Source organism: Methanosarcina sp. 2.H.T.1A.6, from assembly GCF_000979455.1.
Classification (GTDB): Archaea; Halobacteriota; Methanosarcinia; order Methanosarcinales; family Methanosarcinaceae; genus Methanosarcina.
Genome location: NZ_JJOY01000005.1, coordinates 23,271 through 45,937, shown reverse-complemented (window position 1 = coordinate 45,937; position 22,667 = coordinate 23,271). Strand labels below are relative to the sequence as shown.

22 protein-coding genes and 1 pseudogene are annotated in these 22,667 nt (G+C 43.5%); 13 read left to right on the top strand and 10 right to left on the bottom strand.

What is annotated here, in order from left to right:
• Positions 1–322: 322 nt before the first annotated feature.
• The 3 genes from EO98_RS00970 to proC all read left to right on the top strand — a co-directional run bounded on the left by EO98_RS00970 (position 323) and on the right by proC (position 3,998).
• Positions 323–1,666 carry a glutamate-5-semialdehyde dehydrogenase gene (locus EO98_RS00970; protein WP_048140842.1) on the top strand — a complete coding sequence of 448 codons (1,344 nt, stop codon included), beginning with the start codon at positions 323–325 and terminating at the stop codon, positions 1,664–1,666.
• A gap of 138 nt (positions 1,667–1,804) precedes the next feature.
• Positions 1,805–2,962 carry a glutamate 5-kinase gene (gene proB / locus EO98_RS00965; protein WP_048140840.1) on the top strand — a complete coding sequence of 386 codons (1,158 nt, stop codon included), beginning with the start codon at positions 1,805–1,807 and terminating at the stop codon, positions 2,960–2,962.
• A gap of 223 nt (positions 2,963–3,185) precedes the next feature.
• Positions 3,186–3,998 carry a pyrroline-5-carboxylate reductase gene (gene proC, locus EO98_RS00960; protein WP_048140838.1) on the top strand — a complete coding sequence of 271 codons (813 nt, stop codon included), beginning with the start codon at positions 3,186–3,188 and terminating at the stop codon, positions 3,996–3,998.
• A gap of 636 nt (positions 3,999–4,634) precedes the next feature.
• On the opposite strand, the gene EO98_RS00955 is transcribed toward proC, so the two are convergent.
• From EO98_RS00955 to EO98_RS00940, 5 genes and pseudogenes are all read right to left on the bottom strand, one after another.
• A complete protein-coding gene (locus EO98_RS00955) occupies positions 4,635–5,300 on the bottom strand; it encodes a peroxiredoxin (protein ID WP_255350249.1) in 666 nt (221 codons plus the stop codon).
• A gap of 313 nt (positions 5,301–5,613) precedes the next feature.
• A pseudogene (locus EO98_RS18970) lies at positions 5,614–5,812 on the bottom strand (transposase); the annotation flags it as partial.
• Between the two features lie 187 nt (positions 5,813–5,999).
• A complete protein-coding gene (locus tag EO98_RS00950; RefSeq protein WP_235283622.1) occupies positions 6,000–6,431 on the bottom strand; it encodes a hypothetical protein in 432 nt (143 codons plus the stop codon).
• A gap of 78 nt (positions 6,432–6,509) precedes the next feature.
• Complete coding sequence (locus tag EO98_RS00945) at positions 6,510–6,857, bottom strand: P-II family nitrogen regulator (RefSeq protein WP_048135925.1); 348 nt, start codon at positions 6,855–6,857, stop codon at positions 6,510–6,512.
• 1 nt (position 6,858) lies between these two features.
• The gene (locus EO98_RS00940) at positions 6,859–8,268 is read right to left on the bottom strand and encodes an ammonium transporter (protein WP_048140831.1); all 1,410 of its coding nucleotides are present in this window, start codon (positions 8,266–8,268) and stop codon (positions 6,859–6,861) included.
• Positions 8,269–9,313: 1,045 nt separating this feature from the next.
• Between EO98_RS00940 and EO98_RS00935 the strand changes: the two genes are divergently transcribed.
• Positions 9,314–10,303: an ATP-binding cassette domain-containing protein gene (locus tag EO98_RS00935; RefSeq protein WP_048140893.1), complete on the top strand. Its 990-nt coding sequence runs from the start codon at positions 9,314–9,316 to the stop codon at positions 10,301–10,303.
• The gene (locus EO98_RS00930) at positions 10,300–11,133 is read left to right on the top strand and encodes an ABC transporter permease (RefSeq protein WP_048140828.1); all 834 of its coding nucleotides are present in this window, start codon (positions 10,300–10,302) and stop codon (positions 11,131–11,133) included. The genes EO98_RS00935 and EO98_RS00930 overlap by 4 nt, the downstream gene beginning before the upstream one ends.
• A 228-nt stretch (positions 11,134–11,361) precedes the next feature.
• Here EO98_RS00930 and EO98_RS00925 read toward each other — a convergent pair whose 3' ends face one another.
• Positions 11,362–12,072, bottom strand: a complete 711-nt coding sequence (locus EO98_RS00925; RefSeq protein WP_048140826.1) for a class I SAM-dependent methyltransferase — start codon at positions 12,070–12,072, stop codon at positions 11,362–11,364.
• Positions 12,073–12,427: 355 nt separating this feature from the next.
• Here EO98_RS00925 and EO98_RS00920 point away from each other — a divergent pair, with 355 nt between their 5' ends.
• On the top strand, positions 12,428–14,356 hold the full coding sequence (locus EO98_RS00920) for a hydantoinase/oxoprolinase family protein (RefSeq protein ID WP_048140824.1): 1,929 nt from the start codon (positions 12,428–12,430) through the stop codon (positions 14,354–14,356).
• Positions 14,357–14,510: 154 nt separating this feature from the next.
• Complete coding sequence (locus tag EO98_RS00915; protein ID WP_048140822.1) at positions 14,511–15,212, top strand: metallophosphoesterase; 702 nt, start codon at positions 14,511–14,513, stop codon at positions 15,210–15,212.
• A gap of 11 nt (positions 15,213–15,223) precedes the next feature.
• Here EO98_RS00915 and EO98_RS00910 read toward each other — a convergent pair whose 3' ends face one another.
• Together EO98_RS00910 and EO98_RS00905 are read right to left on the bottom strand one after the other, a co-directional pair.
• A complete protein-coding gene (locus tag EO98_RS00910) occupies positions 15,224–15,622 on the bottom strand; it encodes a putative zinc-binding protein (protein ID WP_235283621.1) in 399 nt (132 codons plus the stop codon).
• 201 nt (positions 15,623–15,823) lie between these two features.
• On the bottom strand, positions 15,824–16,324 hold the full coding sequence (locus EO98_RS00905; protein ID WP_048140818.1) for a metallophosphoesterase: 501 nt from the start codon (positions 16,322–16,324) through the stop codon (positions 15,824–15,826).
• 211 nt (positions 16,325–16,535) lie between these two features.
• On the opposite strand from EO98_RS00905, the gene queC reads away from it, so the two are divergent.
• The 5 genes from queC (at position 16,536) to nifB (ending at position 20,296) form a co-directional block, all read left to right on the top strand.
• A complete protein-coding gene (gene queC, locus EO98_RS00900) occupies positions 16,536–17,231 on the top strand; it encodes a 7-cyano-7-deazaguanine synthase QueC (RefSeq protein ID WP_048135938.1) in 696 nt (231 codons plus the stop codon).
• 99 nt (positions 17,232–17,330) lie between these two features.
• Positions 17,331–17,891, top strand: coding sequence for a DUF366 family protein (locus EO98_RS00895; protein WP_048140816.1), 561 nt, complete (start codon positions 17,331–17,333; stop codon positions 17,889–17,891).
• Complete coding sequence (locus tag EO98_RS00890; RefSeq protein WP_048140814.1) at positions 17,892–18,659, top strand: 7-carboxy-7-deazaguanine synthase QueE; 768 nt, start codon at positions 17,892–17,894, stop codon at positions 18,657–18,659. It abuts the gene before it with no gap.
• Positions 18,660–18,773: 114 nt separating this feature from the next.
• Entirely contained in the window at positions 18,774–19,127 is a 354-nt protein-coding gene (gene queD, locus EO98_RS00885) for a 6-carboxytetrahydropterin synthase QueD (RefSeq protein WP_048140812.1), read from the top strand.
• Positions 19,128–19,324: 197 nt separating this feature from the next.
• The gene (gene nifB, locus EO98_RS00880) at positions 19,325–20,296 is read left to right on the top strand and encodes a nitrogenase cofactor biosynthesis protein NifB (protein ID WP_048140810.1); all 972 of its coding nucleotides are present in this window, start codon (positions 19,325–19,327) and stop codon (positions 20,294–20,296) included.
• Between the two features lie 112 nt (positions 20,297–20,408).
• Here the strand turns inward: nifB and EO98_RS00875 are convergent, their stop codons facing one another.
• Positions 20,409–20,585 carry a 4Fe-4S binding protein gene (locus EO98_RS00875; RefSeq protein WP_048135948.1) on the bottom strand — a complete coding sequence of 59 codons (177 nt, stop codon included), beginning with the start codon at positions 20,583–20,585 and terminating at the stop codon, positions 20,409–20,411.
• 543 nt (positions 20,586–21,128) lie between these two features.
• On the opposite strand from EO98_RS00875, the gene EO98_RS00870 reads away from it, so the two are divergent.
• The gene (locus tag EO98_RS00870) at positions 21,129–22,109 is read left to right on the top strand and encodes a methanogenesis marker 2 protein (protein WP_048140809.1); all 981 of its coding nucleotides are present in this window, start codon (positions 21,129–21,131) and stop codon (positions 22,107–22,109) included.
• A gap of 126 nt (positions 22,110–22,235) precedes the next feature.
• Here EO98_RS00870 and EO98_RS00865 read toward each other — a convergent pair whose 3' ends face one another.
• A complete protein-coding gene (locus tag EO98_RS00865; RefSeq protein ID WP_048135952.1) occupies positions 22,236–22,538 on the bottom strand; it encodes a hypothetical protein in 303 nt (100 codons plus the stop codon).
• Positions 22,539–22,667: the final 129 nt, after the last annotated feature.

Below are 22,667 nucleotides of genomic sequence, written 5' to 3'. Positions count from 1 at the left end.
TCACAGGGACCAAAAATTACTTCGCTAAATGGTATCTTTTATTTAGAACCTTGCCATATCATATACCGAGACGGCATACAAAAATATTTATCATAGGACTCTCTTGATTCTTTTTTCATCTCCATGCATGAAAAAAAAATCAAATATTCTATTGATTTAGTTCTTCCTCTTATAATCTCAATAAATTACATTTTAAGTATTATATCTTAAGTAGATCTTTGACCCGGTAAGTCTGGTTCAATAAATTGGATTCGGTTAAAGAGCATGTTACCAGCTTATCCGGTTGAAGCGTTCAGGGTTATTACATAAAGACGGTGAATATATGGCTAAAGATATTGAAACTAAAGTGATTAAGGCAAAAAAAGCTTCAATTGAGCTTTCCGATGTAAGCGAAGAGGTAAAAAACAGGGCTCTTGAGGCTATGGCAGAAGCTCTGGATAGAGAAAGAAAATCTATCCTTGAGGCAAATGTAAAGGACCTTGAATATGCAGCCGGACTAAAAACCGCCGGGAAGCTCACCCAGGCCCTTGTAGATAGGCTTAAGGTCACTGACTCAAAGGTCGACGGGATGATCGCAGGAATCAGGGATGTAATAAGGCTCAAAGACCCTGTAGGGGATACTCTTTCCACACTCGAACTGGACAATGATCTGGTCCTCTATCAGGTTAGCTGCCCTATAGGCCTGATAGGAGTAATTTTTGAATCCCGGCCTGATGTGGTGCCTCAGGTAATGTCTCTTTGTCTGAAGAGCGGAAATGCAACTATTTTCAAAGGCGGAAGTGAAGCCAGGGAGTCAAACCGCACAATTTTCGAAATTCTTGTAAAAGCCATAGAATCCACCGAGGGTATGCCGAAAGGAGCCTTCCAGCTAATGGAAACCAGAGAAGAGATCATGAGCCTTCTAAGCCTTGATGCGTATGTAGATCTCCTGATCCCCAGAGGCTCCAATGAGTTTGTCAAGTTCATTCAGGATAATACAAAAATCCCGGTACTCGGGCACACAAGCGGGATCTGCCATATCTATGTAGATGAGTTTGCAGATCTGGACACAGCCTGGAAGGTATGTTTTGATGCTAAGGTCCAGTACCCTGCAGTATGCAACGCTATTGAAACTCTTCTTATAAACCGCGGGATTGCGGAAGCTTTCCTGCCGAAGATGGCAGAAATGTACATAGAGGCCGGAGTGCAACTGCGCTGTGACGAGGACAGCTATTCTCTGCTTGCAGAAAAGGGGCTTTCTCCTCTCTCAAAGGCTACCGAAGAGGACTGGAGTCTTGAATATAACGACCTTATCCTTTCAATAAAGCTCGTAGATACCATAAAAGAAGCAATTGGCCATATAAACACCTTCGGCTCCCACCACACCGATGGAATAATCACGGAAAATGCATCCAGGAGAAAAGAGTTCATAGGGCTTGTCGACTCTTCAAGCGTTATGGTGAACGCCTCTACCCGTTTTGCAGACGGATACCGTTATGGAAAAGGCGCAGAGGTCGGAATCAGTACAAACAAGATTCACTCCCGTGGACCTGTTGGCATGGAAGGGCTGCTGATTTACAAGTATATTCTTATGGGTAAAGGTCAGGTTGTTGCCGACTATGCAGGAGAAAACGCAAAACCCTATACTCACAGGAAGCTTGACCTTAAGTTCAAGGATGTGAATTAATACATCCTTGAATATTTATGATATGTTTATATATTTGAATTGAAATACCAGCGCAGGTTAAGTGCAAAAACCGGAAATCCCGACTGCAGCTGAGATCATCTGCAGCCATTTTCCAAATAACCTTAAGAGGCACTTCCATTGACAGATAGAGAACAATTCTTCCGTGATGTTAATAAAATCGTTATTAAGATTGGAACTTCTTCGATCACCAGAAAAGGCTGTGACCATACAAAGGAAAACTGCAACATTGACCCGGCCTTCATGGAAAGCATCGCAGCTCAGGTATCCGAGCTGCGAAAACAGGGAAAAGAAGTAATCCTTGTAAGTTCGGGAGCAATAGGCGTCGGGCTTAACGAGATGGGCATAGCCCCTAAACCCCGTGAGATCCCTATAAGACAGGCAGCTGCAGCTGTGGGGCAGAGCATACTGATGCAGGACTGGATCAAGGCTTTTTCCAGGTACGGGATGAAAGTAGCCCAGATACTTCTTACCTACGAATTCTATTCCGATCGCGTAACCTACCTTAACCTGAGAAACAGCATTTCAACCCTTCTGGAGTATGGTGTCGTCCCGATAATAAACGAAAACGACTGTACCTGTACAAACGAGATTGAAGCAATATTCGGGGACAATGACAAACTCTCTGCAATGGTTGCAAGCAAAATTGATGCCGATCTACTGATCATCCTTTCGGACATTGACGGCCTCTTTGACAAGAACCCAAAAACGCATAGTGATGCAAGACTGCTGACCCTCATAAAAAAGATCACGCCTGAAATCGAGAGCTATGGGGGTGACCCTACAAGCTTCAAGGGTGTGGGGGGAATGCGGACCAAGATAAAAGCTGCAAAGATCTGCAGCATGGCAGGCTGCTATGTCGTAATCGCAAACAGTGAAATCGAGAATATTATCCTGAAGATTCTCTCCGGAGAAGATATCGGAACTCTCTTCCTTGCTGAAAGGCATATTCAGAAAAACCGCGCCCGCTGGATTATTCTTGCCAGGGCCTCAGGAACTGTCCGTGTGGACGCCGGGGCGAAAGCTGCTGTTCTGGGAAAAAACAGCCTCCTTCCGGCAGGCATTGTGGGTATTGAGGGAACTTTTGATAGGGGAGACGTCGTGAAACTCGAGTGTGAAGGCAGGGTCTTTGCAAAAGGAATTACAGACTATAACTCCGAAGAACTTATCAAAATCAAAGGAGCCCACACAAATCAGATTGAAAATATTCTGGGCTATAATAATTATGATAATGTTATAAAGAAAGAAAATATCGGCATACTGGAAGAGTTAAACTAAATCCATCGAGCTCAGGAAGATTTCCCGGATCTCCTCTGGTCCTGGAAACCAGTATTATCGATCCAGGGAGTCTAACCGGTGCTATTGAGTTTCCGAAGCTTCAACAGGTAATAAATGCAGGCATGTTTTGAAATTAACCTCTTGCAGGTGAGCTTCGAAACCAGTTCATTTCAAATTTAAAGTTAATTTACAATTATTTTCTGGAAATAAGGAGATTTCATATATGACAGATCAAAAAATAGGATTCATAGGAGCAGGAAAAATGGGCTCTGCTCTCATGCAGGGCATCATTAAAGCCGGAATCGTAAAGCCTGAAAATATAGGTGCAAGTGATGTATACGAGCCCTTTTTGAAAGAGCTGCAGGCAAAACTGGGAATCAGGGTATCAACGAACAACGCTGATATCGTCCGGGATTCGGATATTCTTATCCTTGCAGTAAAACCCCAGACCCTTGGCTCGGTGCTCGCAAATATGAGAAATGATATAACTTCAGAAAAACTCTTAATATCAATTGCTGCAGGAGTACCTATCTCCACCTACGAAGCTGCTCTCCTCGAAGGCACCAGGGTTGTGCGCGTGATGCCAAACATAGCAGCGACAGTTTCTGAAGCCGCTTCAGGAATTTCCCCAGGAAAGAATGCCACTCCTGATGATCTGAAAGCTGCCCTTGAGATATTTTCTGCGGTTGGCACAGCAGTCCAGGTGCCGGAATCTCTGATGGATGCAGTTACAGGACTTTCGGGCAGCGGACCTGCGTTCATTTTCCCGGTTATTGAAGCAATGGCTGATGGGGCTGTCCTTGAGGGGATGGATAGAAAGAGCGCCCTTGCCCTTGCAGCCCAGACTGTGCTCGGAGCCGCAAAAATGGTGCTTGAAACAGGCATGCACCCCGGAGAACTCAAAGATATGGTTACATCTCCTGCCGGAACTACTATTCAGGGGGTTCACGCCCTTGAAGAAGCCGGAATCAGGGCTGCCTTTATGAATGCCGTTATAAGGGCAAGTGAACGCTCAAAGGAACTCGGAAAAAAATAAAATCCGATTCCTTCCTTCTTTTTAATTTTCGATCAGTATTTTTCTTTTGAATAAGTTTTCAAAACGCAAATTTATTAAGATAAAATTAGATTTAGAGCTAATTAATTCCTCTTTTCTGTCTTTGGCCTTTTTTCCTGCTTATTGCTTTTAATTTTTCAGTAATAGTTAATGATCAATTGTGATAAATGCCAGTAAATATTATATATTAGTGGATTCAATATAATCTATATCTAAGAATCAAGCTGAACATGAAAGATTGGGGCTGACGGGGGGTCATACTTCATATTTCATGTCCAGCTTTCAATTGTGATTAATTCAGTTCGCTGACGAATGTCGTTATTAATGGAAAAAATTCGCAGCCCTGGAGAACTTGAATAGAATGTTCTAAAGTTGGAATGTTTACAGGTTAGAAAATCACGATTAATTGAAACCTGAAATAAGCAAAAGCTGAATGAAAAATTGAGATAAATATGGCGAAACGGAGTTTTGGACCTTCTTCGTTCGCCAGAGGGAATCTCTTATGGGGGTAAGAGGTCCCTCTTCAAATTCATCATGTTTAATCCTCACCTAAACCCTTACCCTCTGCGAGATTACTATTGAAAAAAGGAAAAAATAATATGATTTATTGTTTTTAACTTATTTTTGACTGTCTTTTTTAAGGCATATAAACCAGTCAAGGCATGACTTGCCTTCTTCTGTTTTTCCAAGCCTTTCTTTGACTGCTTCCATTGTATTTGGAGGCGGAATGATTACGTCGTCTCCTGGCTGCCAGTTGGCAGGAGTTGCGACTTTCTCGGCTTCATTTTTCTGCAGGGCGGTCACGAGCCTCTTAATTTCCTGCATATTCCTTCCGGTTGACAGTGGATAGTAAAGCATTGCCCTGATTTTTGCATTCGGGTCTATAATAAATACGGCTCTTACAGCCTGCGTGGTTGAGGCATTTGGCTGGAGCATACCATATTTTTTGGCAACGTCCATCTTCAGGTCAGCTATCACCGGGAATTTCACTTCGAGATTTTTCATCCCTTTATATTCTATTTTTTCTTCGATCCGCTTAAGCCAGGCAATATGGGAAAAGACGCTATCTATAGAGAGCCCTATAAGTTCGGTGTTCATTTTTCGGAACTCTTCCTGCATACTGGCAAATGTCATGAATTCTGTCGTGCATACGGGCGTGAAGTCTGCAGGATGACTGAACAGGATGACCCATTTCCCTTTATAGTCCTCGGGGAAATTGAGCATTCCCTGTGTTGTCACTGCAGCAAATGAAGGAGCATCATCCCCAATAAGAGGCATACGTATCTGTTCGGACTCTGTTTCTATTATGTTCTCACCTCAGATTTTAGACAAAAATCATTTTTCGTTATCTAAAGCACGACTTCAGGCCATAGTACTGAATCCTGAAAAGAACTACCTGTTCTCTTAATCGTCCCCAGAAACTACCTTGTTATTATTTTCCATTGGTATATAGCTATTACTAGTACTGCGATTCCAAAGTATGTTCACAAACTTGGACTTTTAAATCTGCCTATAAATCACGAATTTACACTACAAAATAAGAGGCTTATTTTGGAATCGATACATTAGTGAATTACCCTCTAACATTCAGAGTTTAGACACCTATTACCTGGTTTTCGCTAATAAGTTTAAAAGAGAGTTTGTGTTGAAAATCGTGTCTATGATTGCTTATTTTTTTCATGGAGCTTTGAAAGTTTTCGTTTTGCCTTTTCACTATTTATTGAGCCTTTTTGCTTTGGGGCAACTCTTCTCTGTAGTACTTAGAGTCTTTTAAGAGAGTTTTTCAAGTGCAAAGGCCCTCAAAATAACTATGTTGAAGTTGATGCTTATATCCCATAGGCTAAACCGGAGGTTTTACACTTCGCTCCATAAATTAAAGCTCAAAGAAATCATAGATGTGTAAAAACAAACTGTAAAAAACAAAGAAAAAAGTATTGAAAGGTTCCTGTAGAAAGAATTTATTTCAGATGAGGGGAACCTTTTTCAGAGTTTCAGGATTCCCAGGTCAAGGCTCAGGGACAGGGCAATTGCTATTACTGAGAACACTGAAATTACAAGGTAATTTGCACGCTCTTTTGATACGGAAAGGCTCCATAGCAGATATTCCATTCCTTCAAGATCTTTTTCTGAAAGTTTCTGTCTGGCCCTTACCTTTTCAAGCAGACTCAGGTCTTTAACCACACTAAACCTTCGTTTTGCAATATGGTATCTGTGTGTGAAGAACCAGAGGTAACCTGCGACTCCAAGATACCATATTGCCTTTCCCCAGAAAACACTGTAGTGGTCAGCTATGATTATACCTCTTAGCAGGATTGCGGAAACCAGTCCTACCCAGAAATATAAATTAATTACAGACATGCTGTATCCGCGGGGAATCTCAAAGGTAGGAGTTTCGGATTTGAATTCGGTCATCATGGTATCTTGCCTTATTCCTTGAATCGTTTCAGTATTTGAGAATTAATGAGGTTAAAATGGAAAAAAAGAGGTGCCTGGTTAAAGAGCATCTCCATTCCGTTCTCCGGTTCTTATCCGGACTACGGTTTCAATAGGTATTACGAAGATTTTTCCATCTCCTATTTCTCCAGTATAGGCCGTGCTCTGGATCAACTGTATGATTTCTTCGACCTTATCTTCCGCCACAACTACTTCGACTTTGGTTTTTGGAAGAAGGTCCACGCAGTATTTTTTGCCTCTCCATTGCTGCACGATCCCTTTTTGCTGGCCACGCCCTTTAACATCGATAACTGTCAGGCTTGGAAAACCGGCCTCTTCCAGGGCATCCTTTACCTGATGCAGTTTCAGGGGTTTTATGATCGCTTCTACCTTGCATATTTTAGCCATGTTATTCCTCCCTCATCAGGTACTCAGGGTATGCTCTGATTCCGTGTTCGCAAATATCCAGACCCATAATTTCTTCTTCTGCAGATACCCGAAGTCCTATTACGGCATCGAGGATCTTGAAGATTATGAACGAGAGCCCGAAGCCCCAGACAATGGTTGCTATAACTGCTACCAGCTGGATCAGAAGCAAGCTGATTCCTCCTCCGTAGAAGAGTCCGGGAACTGCAGCAGCGTACGAAGCGTCTGCAAGGATTCCGTTTCCAATTCCTATAGAGAAAAGTCCGACCGAAATCAGTCCCCAGCTTCCACAGTATCCGTGTACAGCAATTGCACCTACAGGATCGTCCAGTTTTAGTCTGTTTTCATTGAACATGACACCGGTATAGATAATTACTCCGGCAATGGCTCCGATTAACAGAGCTGCCCAGTTTGAGACCGAACCACAGGGAGCAGTAATTGCTACAAGCCCGCCAAGAAGCCCGTTTGCACTCAGCGAGGGATCTGGTTTTCCGGTCGTCATCCAGGTGATAGCCATGGTCACGACTGCGCCGGCAGCACCTGCCAGGAAGGTGTTGGCTATTACAAGGTTCATGTAAGCATCGTTTCCACTAAGGGTACTTCCACCGTTGAATCCTATCCATCCGAGTGCAAGGATAAGAGTTCCCAGGAAAGCAAAGGTAAGGTTGTGACCCGGAATCGGCACAGCTTTTCCATCTCTGAATTTACCTATCCTTGCACCCACCAGAAGCACACCTGCAAGAGCTGAATATCCTCCAATTGAATGCACAACTCCGGAACCGGCAAAGTCATGATGAGCTACTCCGATTGCTTTTACGATCGGGCTTTCGGCTCCGCTCAGGAGGGCAAGGTCAGAGCCGCTCCATACCCAGTGACCATACACAGGGTAGACTACAGCTACCATCAGGATGCAATATACAAGGTATGCCTTGAAGTTAGTCCTCTCAGCCATTGCTCCAGAAACTATGGTAGCTCCAGTGGCTGCGAAAACCATCTGGAAGAACCAGGAGTTCCACGTTGCATTGTCCGCACCTGCAAGGAAGAACTGGTTCGTTCCTACAAGTCCTGCTGCGTCAGCTCCATACATTACTCCCCAGCCTACAGCCCAGTAGATCAGGATCCCGAGAATTACCGTCATGAAGTTTTTCATCAGGATATTAGCCGTATTTTTACTTCTCGTAAGCCCGGTTTCTACCAGAGAAAAACCTGCGTGCATGAAGAATACCAATCCGCTTGCCAGAAGTAGCCATACGAATGTAAGTGAAGTTTGTAATCCTTCAATAGCTTCTGCATTTTCCTCTGCCGTTGAAGCAAATGCCGGTGAGGACAGCGCTATAAGTATCATACAAGTAATTATCAGTAATTTCCCTATTTTTTGTATATTTTTCAACATACTGTTCTTTTGCCTCCCTGTGTTTTACCGGCTACCGGTAAGTGGTTGTCTACTTTTAGATATTTAAAGATTTCGCCAAGGTATTTAAGTCATAATTTGGCAACTATCCAGCCTACCAAAAATCAGTTGTTTGATATCAATTTAGACGTAACAGACACGTCTGGTAACTAACTAATGAAAAAAGAAAAACCGAATCTATCGCCAACAATTAAAGAAAATAAGCTCACTGAAATTTGCCCATTGAATCGTAATGAAGATGGCTATTGACGTTGCTTTACCCAGGCAGGATAGTTATCATTATTTTGGTAATTAAATACAAGCTGCTTATGCATCTGACTTAAAAATATAATCATAGTTGGATTTTTGGGCCGGCATGAGATTAATAATCAGGCTCTAGTTCAATTATTTCAGTACTAGAATTAGGTTACCGCATAACTATAAGTGCCTGAGTTGGTTACAAGAGAATAAGTATAAAACAAGAAGCAGATCACGATACAGGATACAATGGAATTTCGGTCTCAATTATTCTGGAACTTTCATGAACTTTAAAGTAATTGTTATCGGATTTTTTTAAGAGCAGTTTCTCAAATTTCATTCTAACTTCAGAGTCCAGAATTTATCAGTTGATTCAAAAGAAGTGTACCGGCTTTTGGCAGGTCATGATAATATATAAAGATATCTATTTCGGATTTATAATCTGCATTGAATAAAAATTGTTATGAAAAAAATTAATTTTGAAAAAACAAACTCGGGAAAGTTATTGGCCATTTAATTAACGAAAGAAAGAAAGATTAAACAGGATCTTAGGTATCTCTCAGGCATTGAAAACAGAAAACAAAGAGCTTATGAGAAGATAGTTTCGAATCTATATTTCCTAGTTATATAAGCCATCTGAGAGACAACTACTCGTGTAAAACTATCTTGATATTTATCCGAACTTAATTGATTCAACAAATATCCTGAATCACTTATCACTCAAAATTTGGGGTCAGTCAGAGTGATGGGGTACGTTCAATACAGCAGGGGGAAGGGGGTTGATTTAGAGATGACTGCAAATGTCATAGAAGTAGATAGTCTTGAGCACTCATATGGCTCTGTAAAAGCCGTTGATAATATCAGTTTTACTGTAAAAGAGGGGGAAATATTCTCATTTCTTGGTCCAAACGGAGCTGGCAAGAGTACTGTGATTAATATTCTTACAACGCTTCGGAAGATCCAGAAAGGAGAAGCCAGAGTTAACGGGTATGATGTGGCAAGGGAATCAAAATCCGTAAGAAAGTCAATAGGCATTGTTTTTCAGATGCTTTGCCTTGATCATGAAATGACTGTATGTGAAAATCTGGAATACCACGGTAAGATCTATTCGATGCCAAAAAAAGAAAGAAAAGCACGCATTGAAGAGCTTTTAAAGCTAACAGAGCTGGAGAATAAAAGGGATACCCTGGCAAAAGATCTGAGTGGTGGTATGAAGAGGAGACTTGAGCTTGCAAGGGGATTGATGACAAAACCTGCAGTCCTTTTCCTGGATGAGCCGACAATAGGGTTTGACATCCAGACAAGAATGAGGATGTGGGAGTATTTGAGAGAGATTAAGAGAGAAGGCACTACGATATTCCTGACCACCCACTATATGGAAGAAGCCGATCAGCTTAGTGACAGGATCAGCATAATTGACCACGGAAAAATAATCGTAACCGGAACTGCAAATGAATTAAAAAATAAACTCGGTAAAGACCTGATTTATCTGGAAACCGGCGATAATAAAACTGTTGCAGAGATTTTAAGGGCAATCGGGTCGGTAAAAACCGTAACAGAAGATACAAAGTCTTTGAGAGTCATGATTGGAGAAGATGTTACTCACGTACTTCCCCAAATTATAGAGAAGATCAGACAGGCAGGAATAGAGATTACAACCATAAACATTAAAAAACCTTCAATGGATGATGTTTTTGTTCACTACACAGGGCATGGCTTGAGGGAAGGAGAACCACAGGAAAAATATGAAGGAATAGAACCAATGGGGGTCTCTGAATGAATTTTGAATTTCGGGCCATATACTGGCGAGACATGCTTAAGTTTTTCAGATTTAAATCGATGCTTATCAGTTCATTAATCCAGCCTGTGATGTGGCTGGCATTTTTCGGGCTTGCAATGTCAGAGAGTTTTGACCAGCTGACCTCTATGATCCCGCCCATCGAAGGGGTACAGAATGTTGATTACCTTTCCTATATGGGAGCAGGAATAATTGCTATGGATGTGCTGTTCAGCAGCCTTTTTGGTGGGACTTCTCTTATGTTTGACAAAAAATATAGCCTGCTAAGGGAAACTCTCGCAAGTCCGACACCCAGATTTCACATCATTCTGGGGGTAGGGCTTTCCGGCGTAACAAAAGCATTTATTCAAACTGCCATGATAATAGGATTCGGAAAACTGATAGGAATGGATTTCTTTTTGGGGTATACACTTACTGAAACTCTTATTGCAATCGCAGGCATCTTTTTGCTTGTAGGGATTTTCACTTTGGGTTTCCTTTTCCTCTCCGGTTCTATTGCCATCACCATTGAGAACCCGGAAGGAATGCAGTCTATTCTTACCCTTCTCAGTATGCCCCTGTTTTTCGTAAGCAATGCGTTATATCCCGTTGATGCCTTCCCTGCTGTCCTCAGGTTTCTCTCAATGTTTAACCCGCTGACACTTCTGGCAAACGGAATCCGCTACTTTGCTTTAGGAGATAACTTCTCTGTAATGGGTATTCACTATATGTATACACCAGCTGATATCAGCATATCTTTCCTGGGTCTTCTGTTCTTCGCCCTTACAATGTTAGCCACGTCACTCTGGAGGTTCAACAAGGTGGATGTGTAAGCAAACTGCCAGAATTTATTTTTTCTTCGCTTTTTTATTCTAAATTCGGGCATTGTATGCAATCCAAATGGACTTTGATAAAAATAGCCTTCTAACTCCGTAAAACCGGGTTCAGAAATCGATGGGCTCAAACCGCACAAAATTATAAAACAGGATTTTGCGTTTTTCTCCGGTGGATTTGTATTCGGTTAACAGATAACCACAAGTCTGTGTAGCAAATAAATAGCATTATTTAATACAGTAAAAACCAGCCTGTATGTAAGAATACCAGAACAACTCCACGGTCTTGAATCCTGTTTCTCTCAGCAGCTTCAAATGTTCTTCAACAGTTAGGGGAAAATACTCAGTATCAAAACGCTCAAGATACCTCTCTACTTCTTCCTCACTCCTGCCGTGAGCTAACTGAAAGTTGCCCCAGTATCGTTTTCCTATGGTGATGCCATCTTCTGTCAGCGGCCTGATGTTCTCGAAGGTGACGTAAACTCCACTTTCTTGTAGCAGATTATAACACACGCTGATGGCTTTTGCCCTGCCCTCGCGGCTAAGGTAGTGATGGCACTGTATAGCAGTTATAACATCCGGTTTTTCTTCTAATTCCTGAGAGTCCGGAGAGAATTCCTGGGTAGGTGAAGCTCTCAGAAATTCCAGCCTTCCGGCAGGGCAGGATGATAGTTTTTCCTTTGCCTGGCCCAGCATGCCTTCCGAAGGATCAAGTAAAAGGAATTTTGTATTGGGAAATTCCTCAATTGCCTTATTTACCAGGGACCCTGTTCCACAGCCGGCATCCATCCATACCTTCGGGCTGGATGGCAGCGATTTGATGAAGTTGATAGTTTCCTGATGAAAAGACGAGTAGTAAGGAAGAATGCCGGATATCCGGGCATCGTAATCCTCTGGAAGATGAGGAATAGCGTTCTGAGTAGGTTTTGCAGGAGTCATAACAGCAGGATCCCCTTTTTTACTCACGATCTAATTGAAGATTATTTATCTACGTTTCAGAAACTAAGGTAATTAATCGTTTTCCTAAAAAGAGTACATCCAATTTTTCATCCAAATCAAATTTATATGGCACTCCATTTTCAAACCCGGATTTACCTGAATCTCTCAGGGTAAAAATAAAAAATCGCTTTCGATCTCTGAATTTAATGTTCACAGTGACAAGCAATTCCTTTTATCTGATGTTCGGTATACCTAAATCACAATCAGTTTTAACATAGCCAATTTATTGTACTTAATTATCAAATTGCAATAAACCCAATATTAAAAACAAATATAAAAAGGAGTTATTTTCATCATGCATTACAGCCTTGGGATTGATGCGGGGGGCACTTACACCGATGCGGTGCTCGTAAGGGACTCGGATGGAGAAATTATAGACTCAAATAAAGCCCTGACGACCTATCCCGATCCTCTTGCCGGCATCAAAAATGTAGTTGATGGGCTTAATCCTGGATATCTTGAAAACGTAAAGCTGGTTTCGGTCTCCACCACGCTGTCCACAAATACCATACTTGAAGGGACCGGTTTTCCCGTAGCCCTGATCCTCATAGGGGACCACCCTCTTGAAAAAGAACTGCCAACTGGGCACGTGCTCTTTGCCAGAGGGGGACACAACCACAACGGAGAAGAGGTTTTTCCCCTGGAGCTTGAAGCCATCGAGAAATTTGCGCTGAGCGTGAAGGACAAAGTATCAGCTTTTGCCATATCTTCCTATTTCAGCACACGTAACCCTGAACATGAGCTTAAAGCAAGAGACTCCATACTTAAGTTAACAGGGCTGCCTGCAGTTTGTGGGCATGAACTCTCACAGGAACTGGGAGCCTACGAAAGGGCAGTTACAGCTTTCCTGAATGCCCAGCTGATCCCCATAACAAGGCAGTTTGTACAGTCCATTATTACAGATATAAGAATACGAGGAATTAATGCACAGCTCCTTATGCTCAAATGTGACGGTTCGGTGGTGGGGATAAAAGATGCCCTGCAAAAACCAATCGAAACTATATTTTCAGGCCCTGCAGCAAGCCTCGTAGGTGCCTCTTACCTTTCATGGCTGAAGACCTGCGCGGTTGTGGATGTGGGAGGAACAAGTACCGATATCTCCTCAATCTGTATGGGAGTCCCTGACCTGAGCGATGAAGGAGCAGTTGTTGGCGGCTGGAAAACAAGGATCCGGGCAATCAGGATGGAGACAACAGCTACAGGTGGAGACAGCCATATCTGGACCGTGAACAGAGAACTTTTCCTCGGGCCAAGGAGAGTCATACCCCTCGCAGTAGCTGCAGTGAAGTATCAGGGGTTTCTGAATAACCTGAAAAGGACACCCATGCCTTCCAGAGAAGACCTGGGGGAAAACATCCAGCCCACAAAGTTTTTTGTCAGGTCAGGCTATCAGGCAGGCGAACTGAGCAAAGCCGAAGCCGAAGTGCTCGGAGCAATCGGAGAAGAACCGGTTTCCGTGCATGAAATCAAAACCTTTCTCAGAAAAGACCTTCATCCTCAGACCCTGGACTCCCTGATTAAAAAGCGCCTTGTCCAGGCAATTGGCTTTACGCCAACTGATGCTTTGCATGTGCTCGGAGATTACACCGCCTGGAATGAAGAAGCCTCCAGAATAGGGGCTGAACGACTTGCAAGGCTCATGCGCATGACTCCCGGAGAATTCTGCACTGCCGTAAAAAAGAGGGTTGCAAGGAACATGGCACTTCACCTCCTCTCATATATCCTGCAAGGAGTGCCATACACAGCCATTGAAAAAATCCTGGATGGAAACTACCCCGCAAAGTTCAAGCTTGGAACCCCGATTGTCCTGCTCGGAGGCCCGGTCCGGGCGTACCGGGAAGAGTTAAAAGAAATCATCGACGCCGAGATCCTGGTCCCCGAACACGCCGAAGTAGGAAATGCAGTAGGAGCTCTTGCAGGAAAAGGCATCAAAAGGGTGGAAATTCTGATCAGGCCTGCAAGCCTGATGTTACCTGAAACTGATTTCCTTGTATTTGCGCCCGGCAGCAGGCTGAGGTTCGATTTATATGCAGACGCCCTGAAAGCAGCAACAGAACTCGGAAAAAAGATTGTCACGGACTATATGAAAGACTGCGGCCTCAGCGGAAACCAGGTTGAAGTTTCCATTGAGAAAAAGATAATCTCACCTGATGGCTGGAATCACCCTCCAATGGAGACAAATCTGCTGGTAATGGGAGTAGGAATGAGGGGGCTGCCTATCTGAAACAAATCCTTCAGATTTCAGACTCTTCTTCCCTTCCCTTTATTTCTTATTTTGAAAACCGACAGACCAGGACCAATATACGGGATTAGCAGACAGGGTTCAGTAAACCCTAATATTTTCTAAGATCAGACCATTATTAGATAGGAGAAAAAACATGAAAATCCTGCTGATAGCCGATATCCACGCAAACCTTGAAGCCCTCCGGACAGTCCTTGATGTTCCGCATGACAGGGCAATCTGCCTGGGAGACATAGTAGACTACGGGCCTGACCCGGACAAATGTATAGATCTCCTGCAAAAAAAGAACATTCCAACCATAAGAGGAAACCACGATAATGCCGTAGCCTTTAAGATGGACTGCCAGTGCGGGTATAAGTACAAGCACCTCTCAATCGCGACCCGGGAGTATACCTGGGGAGTCCTTGACGACTCACGGATGGAGTACCTGCAGAAGCTTCCTCTCGTCATCAAGGAAGAAATCAACGGAAAGAAGCTCTTTTTAACCCACGCGAGCCCCCGCTCCATGTTCGAGTACATAAAGCCTGAGACTCCGGACGAAGATATCCTGGCAATGATTGCAGACCCAATGGAACCTGTTGATGCCGAATTCCTCGTAGTCGGACACTCCCATATTCCAATGAGCCGGAAACTGGAAGACCTGACAATTATAAACCCGGGATCAGTGGGCCAGCCGAGAGACGGGGACACCCGGGCAGGCTGTGCGGTTTTCGATACCGAAACAGGAGATGTGGAATTCTTCCGCCTAGAGTATGATATCGATGCAGTCTGCGCGAAAATAGAAGAACGGATGCCATATGCAGAAGAACTAACAGGTATTCTTAAGCGGGGATACTGAAAATCAAAAATTCAGGTATCCCTTATCGCACGTATGATTTTTTCTACGTATTCGGGCTTCACATCCGAAGGCCTGGTTTTTTCAATCCCGAGTTCCGTAACCAGCATGTAGAGATCTGCCTTCAGGCCGGCTTCATCGAGTTTTTTCGTAGCACAGCGGTCCGTGCAGCCGTCAAGGGCAAGAATTCGGAAGCCTTCGGAGGCTGCATCTTCTACCATGTCGACCCCTTTGTGAGCAGCTGCAGCCCTGTACATATCCGGCCTCCTGAAAGCGAGAGTAGAAGCTGCCTGCATTGTAAGTTTTCCGGTATTCGAAAGACCTGAACAGGCAAAAATAAGGATATTCTTCCTTCTTCCGACTGTGCTTTCCTTTTCTTTTGCCCTGTCAGGCATAAGCTCATTATTTGTCATTCTTGCAGATCCCATGCATATTACAAATTATAATAAAAAATGGTTTCAAAAAATATTGAAATTAAAATTTACGTGAGACCTGATATAATTTACGATATTTTGCCAGCCTGACAGACCCATCTGACAGTAGAATGTACTGAAAAGATAAGGAAAGATCAGGAGCGATCAATCGATCAATCGATCAACCAATCAATCAATCAATCAATCGATCTCAAGTTCCGTAATCTCAACGTTCAGGTTTGCAATCTCAAGGATTGCAACCGTGGCTTTTCCTGAAAGCACCCCTGAGCATTCCCCCGGATTTATAACCGGAGTCCCATCGATCATTTTGACGCCCGGGTCGTGGGTGTGGCCCCGGACCACCACGTCAAAATCCCCTGATCTGGCAAGGGCTTTGACCAGCGCCTCATTTGTCCCATGCAGGAGGGCGATATGCAGCCCGTCAATTGTCAGGTCCCCAAACTCCCCGCAGGGGATAGCCCCTATTTCTTCAAACCATCTTGTAAGGGTCACTTTATCTCCGTCGTTATTCCCGAAGACAAAATAGAGTTTTGGACTTAGTTCTTTAAAGGCCCTTGCCGTGAAAGGAGAGACAATATCCCCTGCGTGCAGCACCGCTTTTACCTGTTTTTTGTTGAAGAACTCCACAGCTTTCCGGATAGCTGTCAGGTTATCGTGCGAATCCGAAATGATCCCTATCAAATAATCCCACCTCTGTTAATATTAGATGTCCTAAATATTTAATACATGCCCCGGAGTTCTCCGAAAGGATGATTCTCCAGCCAGAAAGTCAGCTATTTTTAAATATAAGTTATAGGTATTATCAAGGTAATCCCTGGAGAATACTACGAGCACCCTGTGAGAGTAACAAATAAAGGGGAATTGTCCATAAAATTAGAGTTAGTGAGTCGGAATGAAAGCTATAACCCTCCTGAGCAGTGGGCTTGATTCTGTTGCAGCTCTTGCGATTGCAGCTGAGAGCCTGGAAATTGAGATGGCACTTACCTTTGATTACGGGCAGCGGGCCTGTGAGCGGGAAATCGAATACTCCCGAAAGGTCTGCGAACATTTCGGAATAGAACACAAGGTAATCAAGCTGGACTGGCTTGCAGAAATAACACACACATCCCTCGTAAACAGGGATGAAGACGTTCCTTCTCTGTCCTTTGAAGACATTGATGAAACTGCTCCTGCTACAATTACCGAAGCTTCTGCAAAGGCTGTTTGGGTCCCGAACAGGAATGGGGCCATGTTGAATATTGCAGGAAGCTTTGCCGAAAGCAGGGGTTGTGACTACCTGATAGTAGGTTTCAATGGAGAAGAAGCCGGGACCTTCCCTGATAATTCCCTGGATTACGTACAGGCAATGGACCATGCCTTTTCTTATTCTACTCAGAATGGAGTCCGGGTACTGGCTCCCCTGATCAAACTCGGAAAAACTGAGATCTTAAGAAGGGCTCTTGAAGTAAAGGCTCCCCTGGAATACAGCTGGAGCTGCTACCACGGTGGAGAAACTCCCTGTGGGGAGTGCGAAAGCTGTATGCGAAGAGCCAGAGCATTCAAAAATGCAGGTGTAAAAGACCCGCTTCTGGAAAGGCCTGGGATCTAAATCAGAAAAATCGTCCGGAGCAGGAACAGATACGATACTGAATAGAATACAATAGAATACAATAGAATACGTTAAAGAAAGAATTGAAGAGAGAGTTCCATGAAGTGCATTATACTACCCGAAAAACTTGACTATGACGGGAGCCAGATTTCTTCCCTCTGGGCATACAACAGCTTTGGAGTGAAGGAAGATTCGATTATTGTTTTAAGAGGTGTATGTGACGTAAAAATCGAGCACATGATTGACCTCGAAGACCGTAGGGCAAACGAGTCTATCTGGTCCGAAGACATGGTGAGTTTTATTATAGAACATTTCGATTCTACTGACCTGAAATTGATTTATGCACGTCAGCGCTTTTTTACCGCCCTTGTAAGGGAACACCTTGCCGGGTTGGGAGTCAACACAGCAAGAGAAGGAGATGACCTTTTCATCAAAGGTAAAAAATTGACCGTATCAATTGCCAGTACCTCGGCTGTTTCCCAGAAGATCCACTTCGGCATCAATGTCTCCCACGAAGTATATGGAAACCTGAGAGAAGCCGGAATAGGGGACGATGAAGGCATTGTGCGGTTCATGCAGGAAATCGGGGAAGCTTACGTAAGGGAATTCGAGGACATAGAAAAGGACCTCAGAAAATCCCGGCCTCTCGGAGTGGTATAAATGCCCTCTTCAGACAGGGAATCTGCTCACATAAAAGAGATTTTCTGCTCTGTGCAGGGAGAAGGCCCGTACGTTGGCACAAGGCAGGCTTTTGTCCGATTTTCAGGCTGCAACCTTAATTGCAACTACTGTGATACGGCCTTTGAAAACTCCGGGACATGCGATTATGAAAAAGTCGAGGGAAGTGGAATTTTCGAAAAGGTTCCAAATCCTGTAAGTGTAGAAAATCTGGAATCCATGCTGCAGCCTTTCAATAGACTCCATTCTGTATCTCTTACAGGAGGAGAGCCTCTCCTGCATGCAGATTTTATAGAAAAACTGAACCTCTCCGTGCCTCTGTACCTGGAATCCAATATGACTCTGCCGGAGCAGGCGAGGAAGCTGCGTGAAAACATCTCATATGTTGCAGGGGACTTTAAACTTCCGGAAGCTATCAGGGAAATTTCCCCTGAAACCCGTGAAGTGCATGTGGAAAATACGATCGAGTGTTTCAGGCTCCTGAGAAAAAACAGTTCAAGAGACTGCTTTTGCAAGATTGTTGTAGGCAGGGACACAAAACCCGAAACTGTGTTTCTGGCTGCAGAAGCAATAGCCCCCTATGTATCCTGTATAATACTCCAGCCCGAAACGCCAGTTGGCAGTGCAGTAAGGACACCAGGGTTTACACAGGCATCTGTGCAGGCCATTATAGAACTGCAGAAAACCCTGCTTGAACTGACCGATACGCGCATCATTCCCCAGACCCACAGGATGTGGGGGTGCTTATAACCAGAAATGAGGCTCAGATAAAGCATAAAATAACAGTCAAAACGTAAAATAAGAAACAATAGACAGCAAGCGATTAAATGGCAAGAGCAGTTAAATCAAAAAGGGGTGAATAAAATGACAAATATGAGATTGGGAATTATTGATTATATCGACAGCGCCCATTACCTCCCAGGGCACGGGAAATGCGGACGAGTACATGGACATACATACAAAATAGAGGTAGTGGTAGAAGGAGAAGTAAGGGAAAACGGGATGGTAATTGATTTTTATGACCTGAAAAAAGGCATCAAGGAAACCCTTCAGGAATATGACCATACCCTGTTAAACGACCTCATAGAGTTTCCCAGTTCCGAACATCTCTGCCAGCAGATCCATTCCCACCTTCTGGAAAGGTTCGGCTTTTCCCTTCTGGTAAGAGTCTGGGAAGGGGAAGGTAAGTGGTGCGAGATGGACAATTTTTCGGACTGAAAAGGTGAAATAACTTATCTCAGACTCCACAATAGTTTTAAAATAGTGTTATCGAAATTACAAAAAAATTTCACAGATATTCCTAAATGATTCCAAAATGTATATCAAGGGTCTGTATCATAGGTGCTTTAGACATTCAAAAATTCCCCTTTAATGAGATCTACTTCACTTTTAAATTCCGAACGGAGGAGAATAATTTGCCAGAAAAAAACCAATCTATAGAAGAGCCCAATAACGGTCCCATACTTGGGGAGGAGCTCCTGAGAAAGATTGCCGAGCACCCCTGTTACGACAAGAAAGCTCAGCATAAATACGGGAGAATTCACCTGGCTGTGGCCCCGAAGTGCAATATCCAGTGCAACTTCTGCGTCCGAGAATTCGACTGCGTAAACGAGAGCCGACCCGGGGTTACTAGTAAGGTCCTGACTCCGGAGGAAGCCCTTGAAAAGACAAAGCAGATCCTGGCAGAATATCCATTCATCAAGGTAGTTGCAATTGCAGGGCCGGGTGATCCTCTTGCTAATGATGCGACCTTTGAGACCTTTGAACTTATAAGAAAAGAGTTCCCTGAAGTAACCCTTTGCATGAGCACAAATGGACTCCTGCTTCCCGAAAAACTGCAGGACATGTTGCGTGTGGGAGTTTCCACACTAACGGTTACGGTAAATGCAATCGACCCCGAAATCCAGGCAAAGATAGTGGACCATATAGTTTACCACGGTGAAGTCTACAGGGGAGTTGAAGCTGCAGAGATCCAGATTAAAAACCAGCTTCAGGGAATAAAAGCAGCTGTTGATGCAGGAATTGTTGTTAAGGTCAACACCGTGCTCACCCCGGGCATCAATGACAAACACGTAGTTGAGATTGCCAGAAAACTCAATGAACTCGGGGTTTACATTATGAACGTCATGCCCCTGATCAACCAGGGAGCCTTTGTAGACATTGAGCCCCCTACAGCCGAAGAAAGAAAAGCAGTTCAGGAAGCCTGCGAGCCTTACGTTATGCAGATGCGCCACTGCAGGCAGTGCAGAGCCGATGCTTACGGGCTCCTTGCCCAGGACATGTCGCAGATGAGCGAAGAGCGCAGAAAGGTTATAAAAATCCAGACAAAAGAAGATATGGAAAAAGCAAGAGAGATTCTGGAGAAGAATGGAAAAGAAGAAGCCTGAAAAACTGGAGAACATTCAGTTCCAGGTTAAAAATCCCTGAAAACGGGAGCGAAACTGGGAGCCTAAAAGGCGGAGCTCAAGAACTCCGCTTCTCAGACTTATTTTAAAAGCGTTACTCGAGGGTGATTGCCCCATTCGGGCAGGCATCTTCACATGCACCGCAGTCAAGGCATTCATCTTCGTCTACAACTGCAATATCATCGTCATTGAGGGAGATTGCAGCTGCAGGGCATTCATCTATACAGCTTCCACAGCCTGTGCAGGCATCTGCATCGATTTTTGCTACCATGTTTTTCACTCCTTATTTCATCAATTCAGGACTTTTATAAAGCCGGAATTATATTAGGTTGACATATTAGGATATAATAATTTAATAAAAAGCTGTCGCTTCCATTCTTCGGTACAAAGAAATAAACAGATAAAGGATAACCGGAATTATGTACTGGCCATAATATATCGCATTGCCTGACTATTAAGGAAGAAATAGAGCAGGCAAGCATATAAATGTGGCATTGATTACCATTAGCTTATAATTAACTTATATATACTTACCATTAACTTACTATCAATTTATCAGTAACTTACCAGGACCTTACTAGGACCTTACCATCAACTTACCATCAATTTATCAGTAACTTATCAATACCTTACCATTAACTTACTATCAATTTATCAGTAATTTACCAGGACCTTACCATTAGTTTCTGTGATCTATCACAACCTTACCATTAGCTTATCATTAATTTATTGTTATCTTATGTTTACTGTTATCTTAGTGACAATTTTTGAAACTATCATTGATACAATTAAAAAACAAACAGGAAGCCTTTGATTGAATCTGGAAGAGCTAGCAGAAGGGATAAAGAATTTCGAAGGAGTTACCCGAAAAAAACAGATAGAGGATATAGTTTCCATCTTCGAAGCCGTCCGTCCGGAATATGGGGACGCTATCGTTGATTTCGGGGATGATGCTGCAGTGATCGATATTGGAGGAGATGATGTTATCCTCTTTGCAGCAGATGGCATCTGGGGGCGGCTGCTAGATGCAAGCCCCTGGTGGGCAGGTTACGGGGCTGTGGTCGTCAATATAAATGACATTGCGGCAATGGGTGGAAAACCCCTTGCCATGGTGGATATCGCCTCTGCAAATTCTCAGGATGCCTGCAGGGAACTGATGGAAGGGCTGGCTGAGGGGGTCAGGAAATTCGGAGTTCCTGTGGTAGGAGGGCATGTACATCCCGATACACGGTACAATTCCCTTTCCGTTGCTATTATAGGGATTGTCAAAAGAGACTGCGTAATCAGGAGTGATACTGCAAACCCCGGAGATCTGGTAATTGCAGCCTATGATATGGACGGAAAAATTGGCCCAAATTCCCCTTACAGCTGGGATACGACTTCTTTCAAAGAGCCTTCAGTGGTAAGGGAAAGCTATCTCGTAACCCAAGAAATAGCAAAGAGAAAACTTGCAACCGCTGGCAAGGACATAAGCAATCCAGGGCTAATAGGAACGCTCGGAATGCTTTGTGAGACGAGCAAGGTGGGAGCCTCAGTGGATCTGGAAAAAATTCCCAGACCGGAAGATGTGGACTTTGAACAGTGGCTGAAAGTGCATCCCGGAACAGGGTATGTATTTACTGCAGACCCGAAAAAAGCAGAAGAGTGCGTAAATGTGTTTGAAAATGCCGGGCTCACAGCTGCAGTTATAGGAAAAATAGAAGAGGGCTCAAAACTCGACATATACGATAAAACAGGCAGAGTTACTGTTTTTGACTTTTCAAAAGACAGTATTACAGGCATCGGTTCCGAATAATCGGAACCTTCTGTATGTCTTGTACTTGTTTCAAAGAAAAAATATTAGTTTGCTGAAAAGTTGTGATTTTACTTATCCAGCACCTGTTTCTATTTTTTATCCCCATTTGACCGGGCCTGTGCAGGTTTACTTATCTTCGACCCAGGCCTTCATTTCATTATAGAGAAATTCTTCTGCGGCCTGAACCTTTTCAAGAGGGCCACGAAGGACAAGAATTTCCCTTTCCTCACTGTTTACAATACCAATAGGCATCTTCCGCGTTACGGGTTCAAGACCAAATTCTTCCACGATATCGTAGATGATGGACACAACCGTTCCAGGGGGGATAATCAGGTCGTAGAGCTCTTCATACTCCAGATCGGCATCTTTCTCTACATTCTCTTTATTCTTTTTGGCGATTAAATCTTCAAGATTGAGTGTTTTGTGCATCCAGGGATCACCGTCCTCTTTTTGTTAGGATTATGGGGTATAAGTTTGTTTGCCCATCCGAATTTTGTGTGCAATTCAGTAAATTACTGATAAGTATGATCATATTTATGTTGTTTCCCAAATTTAGAG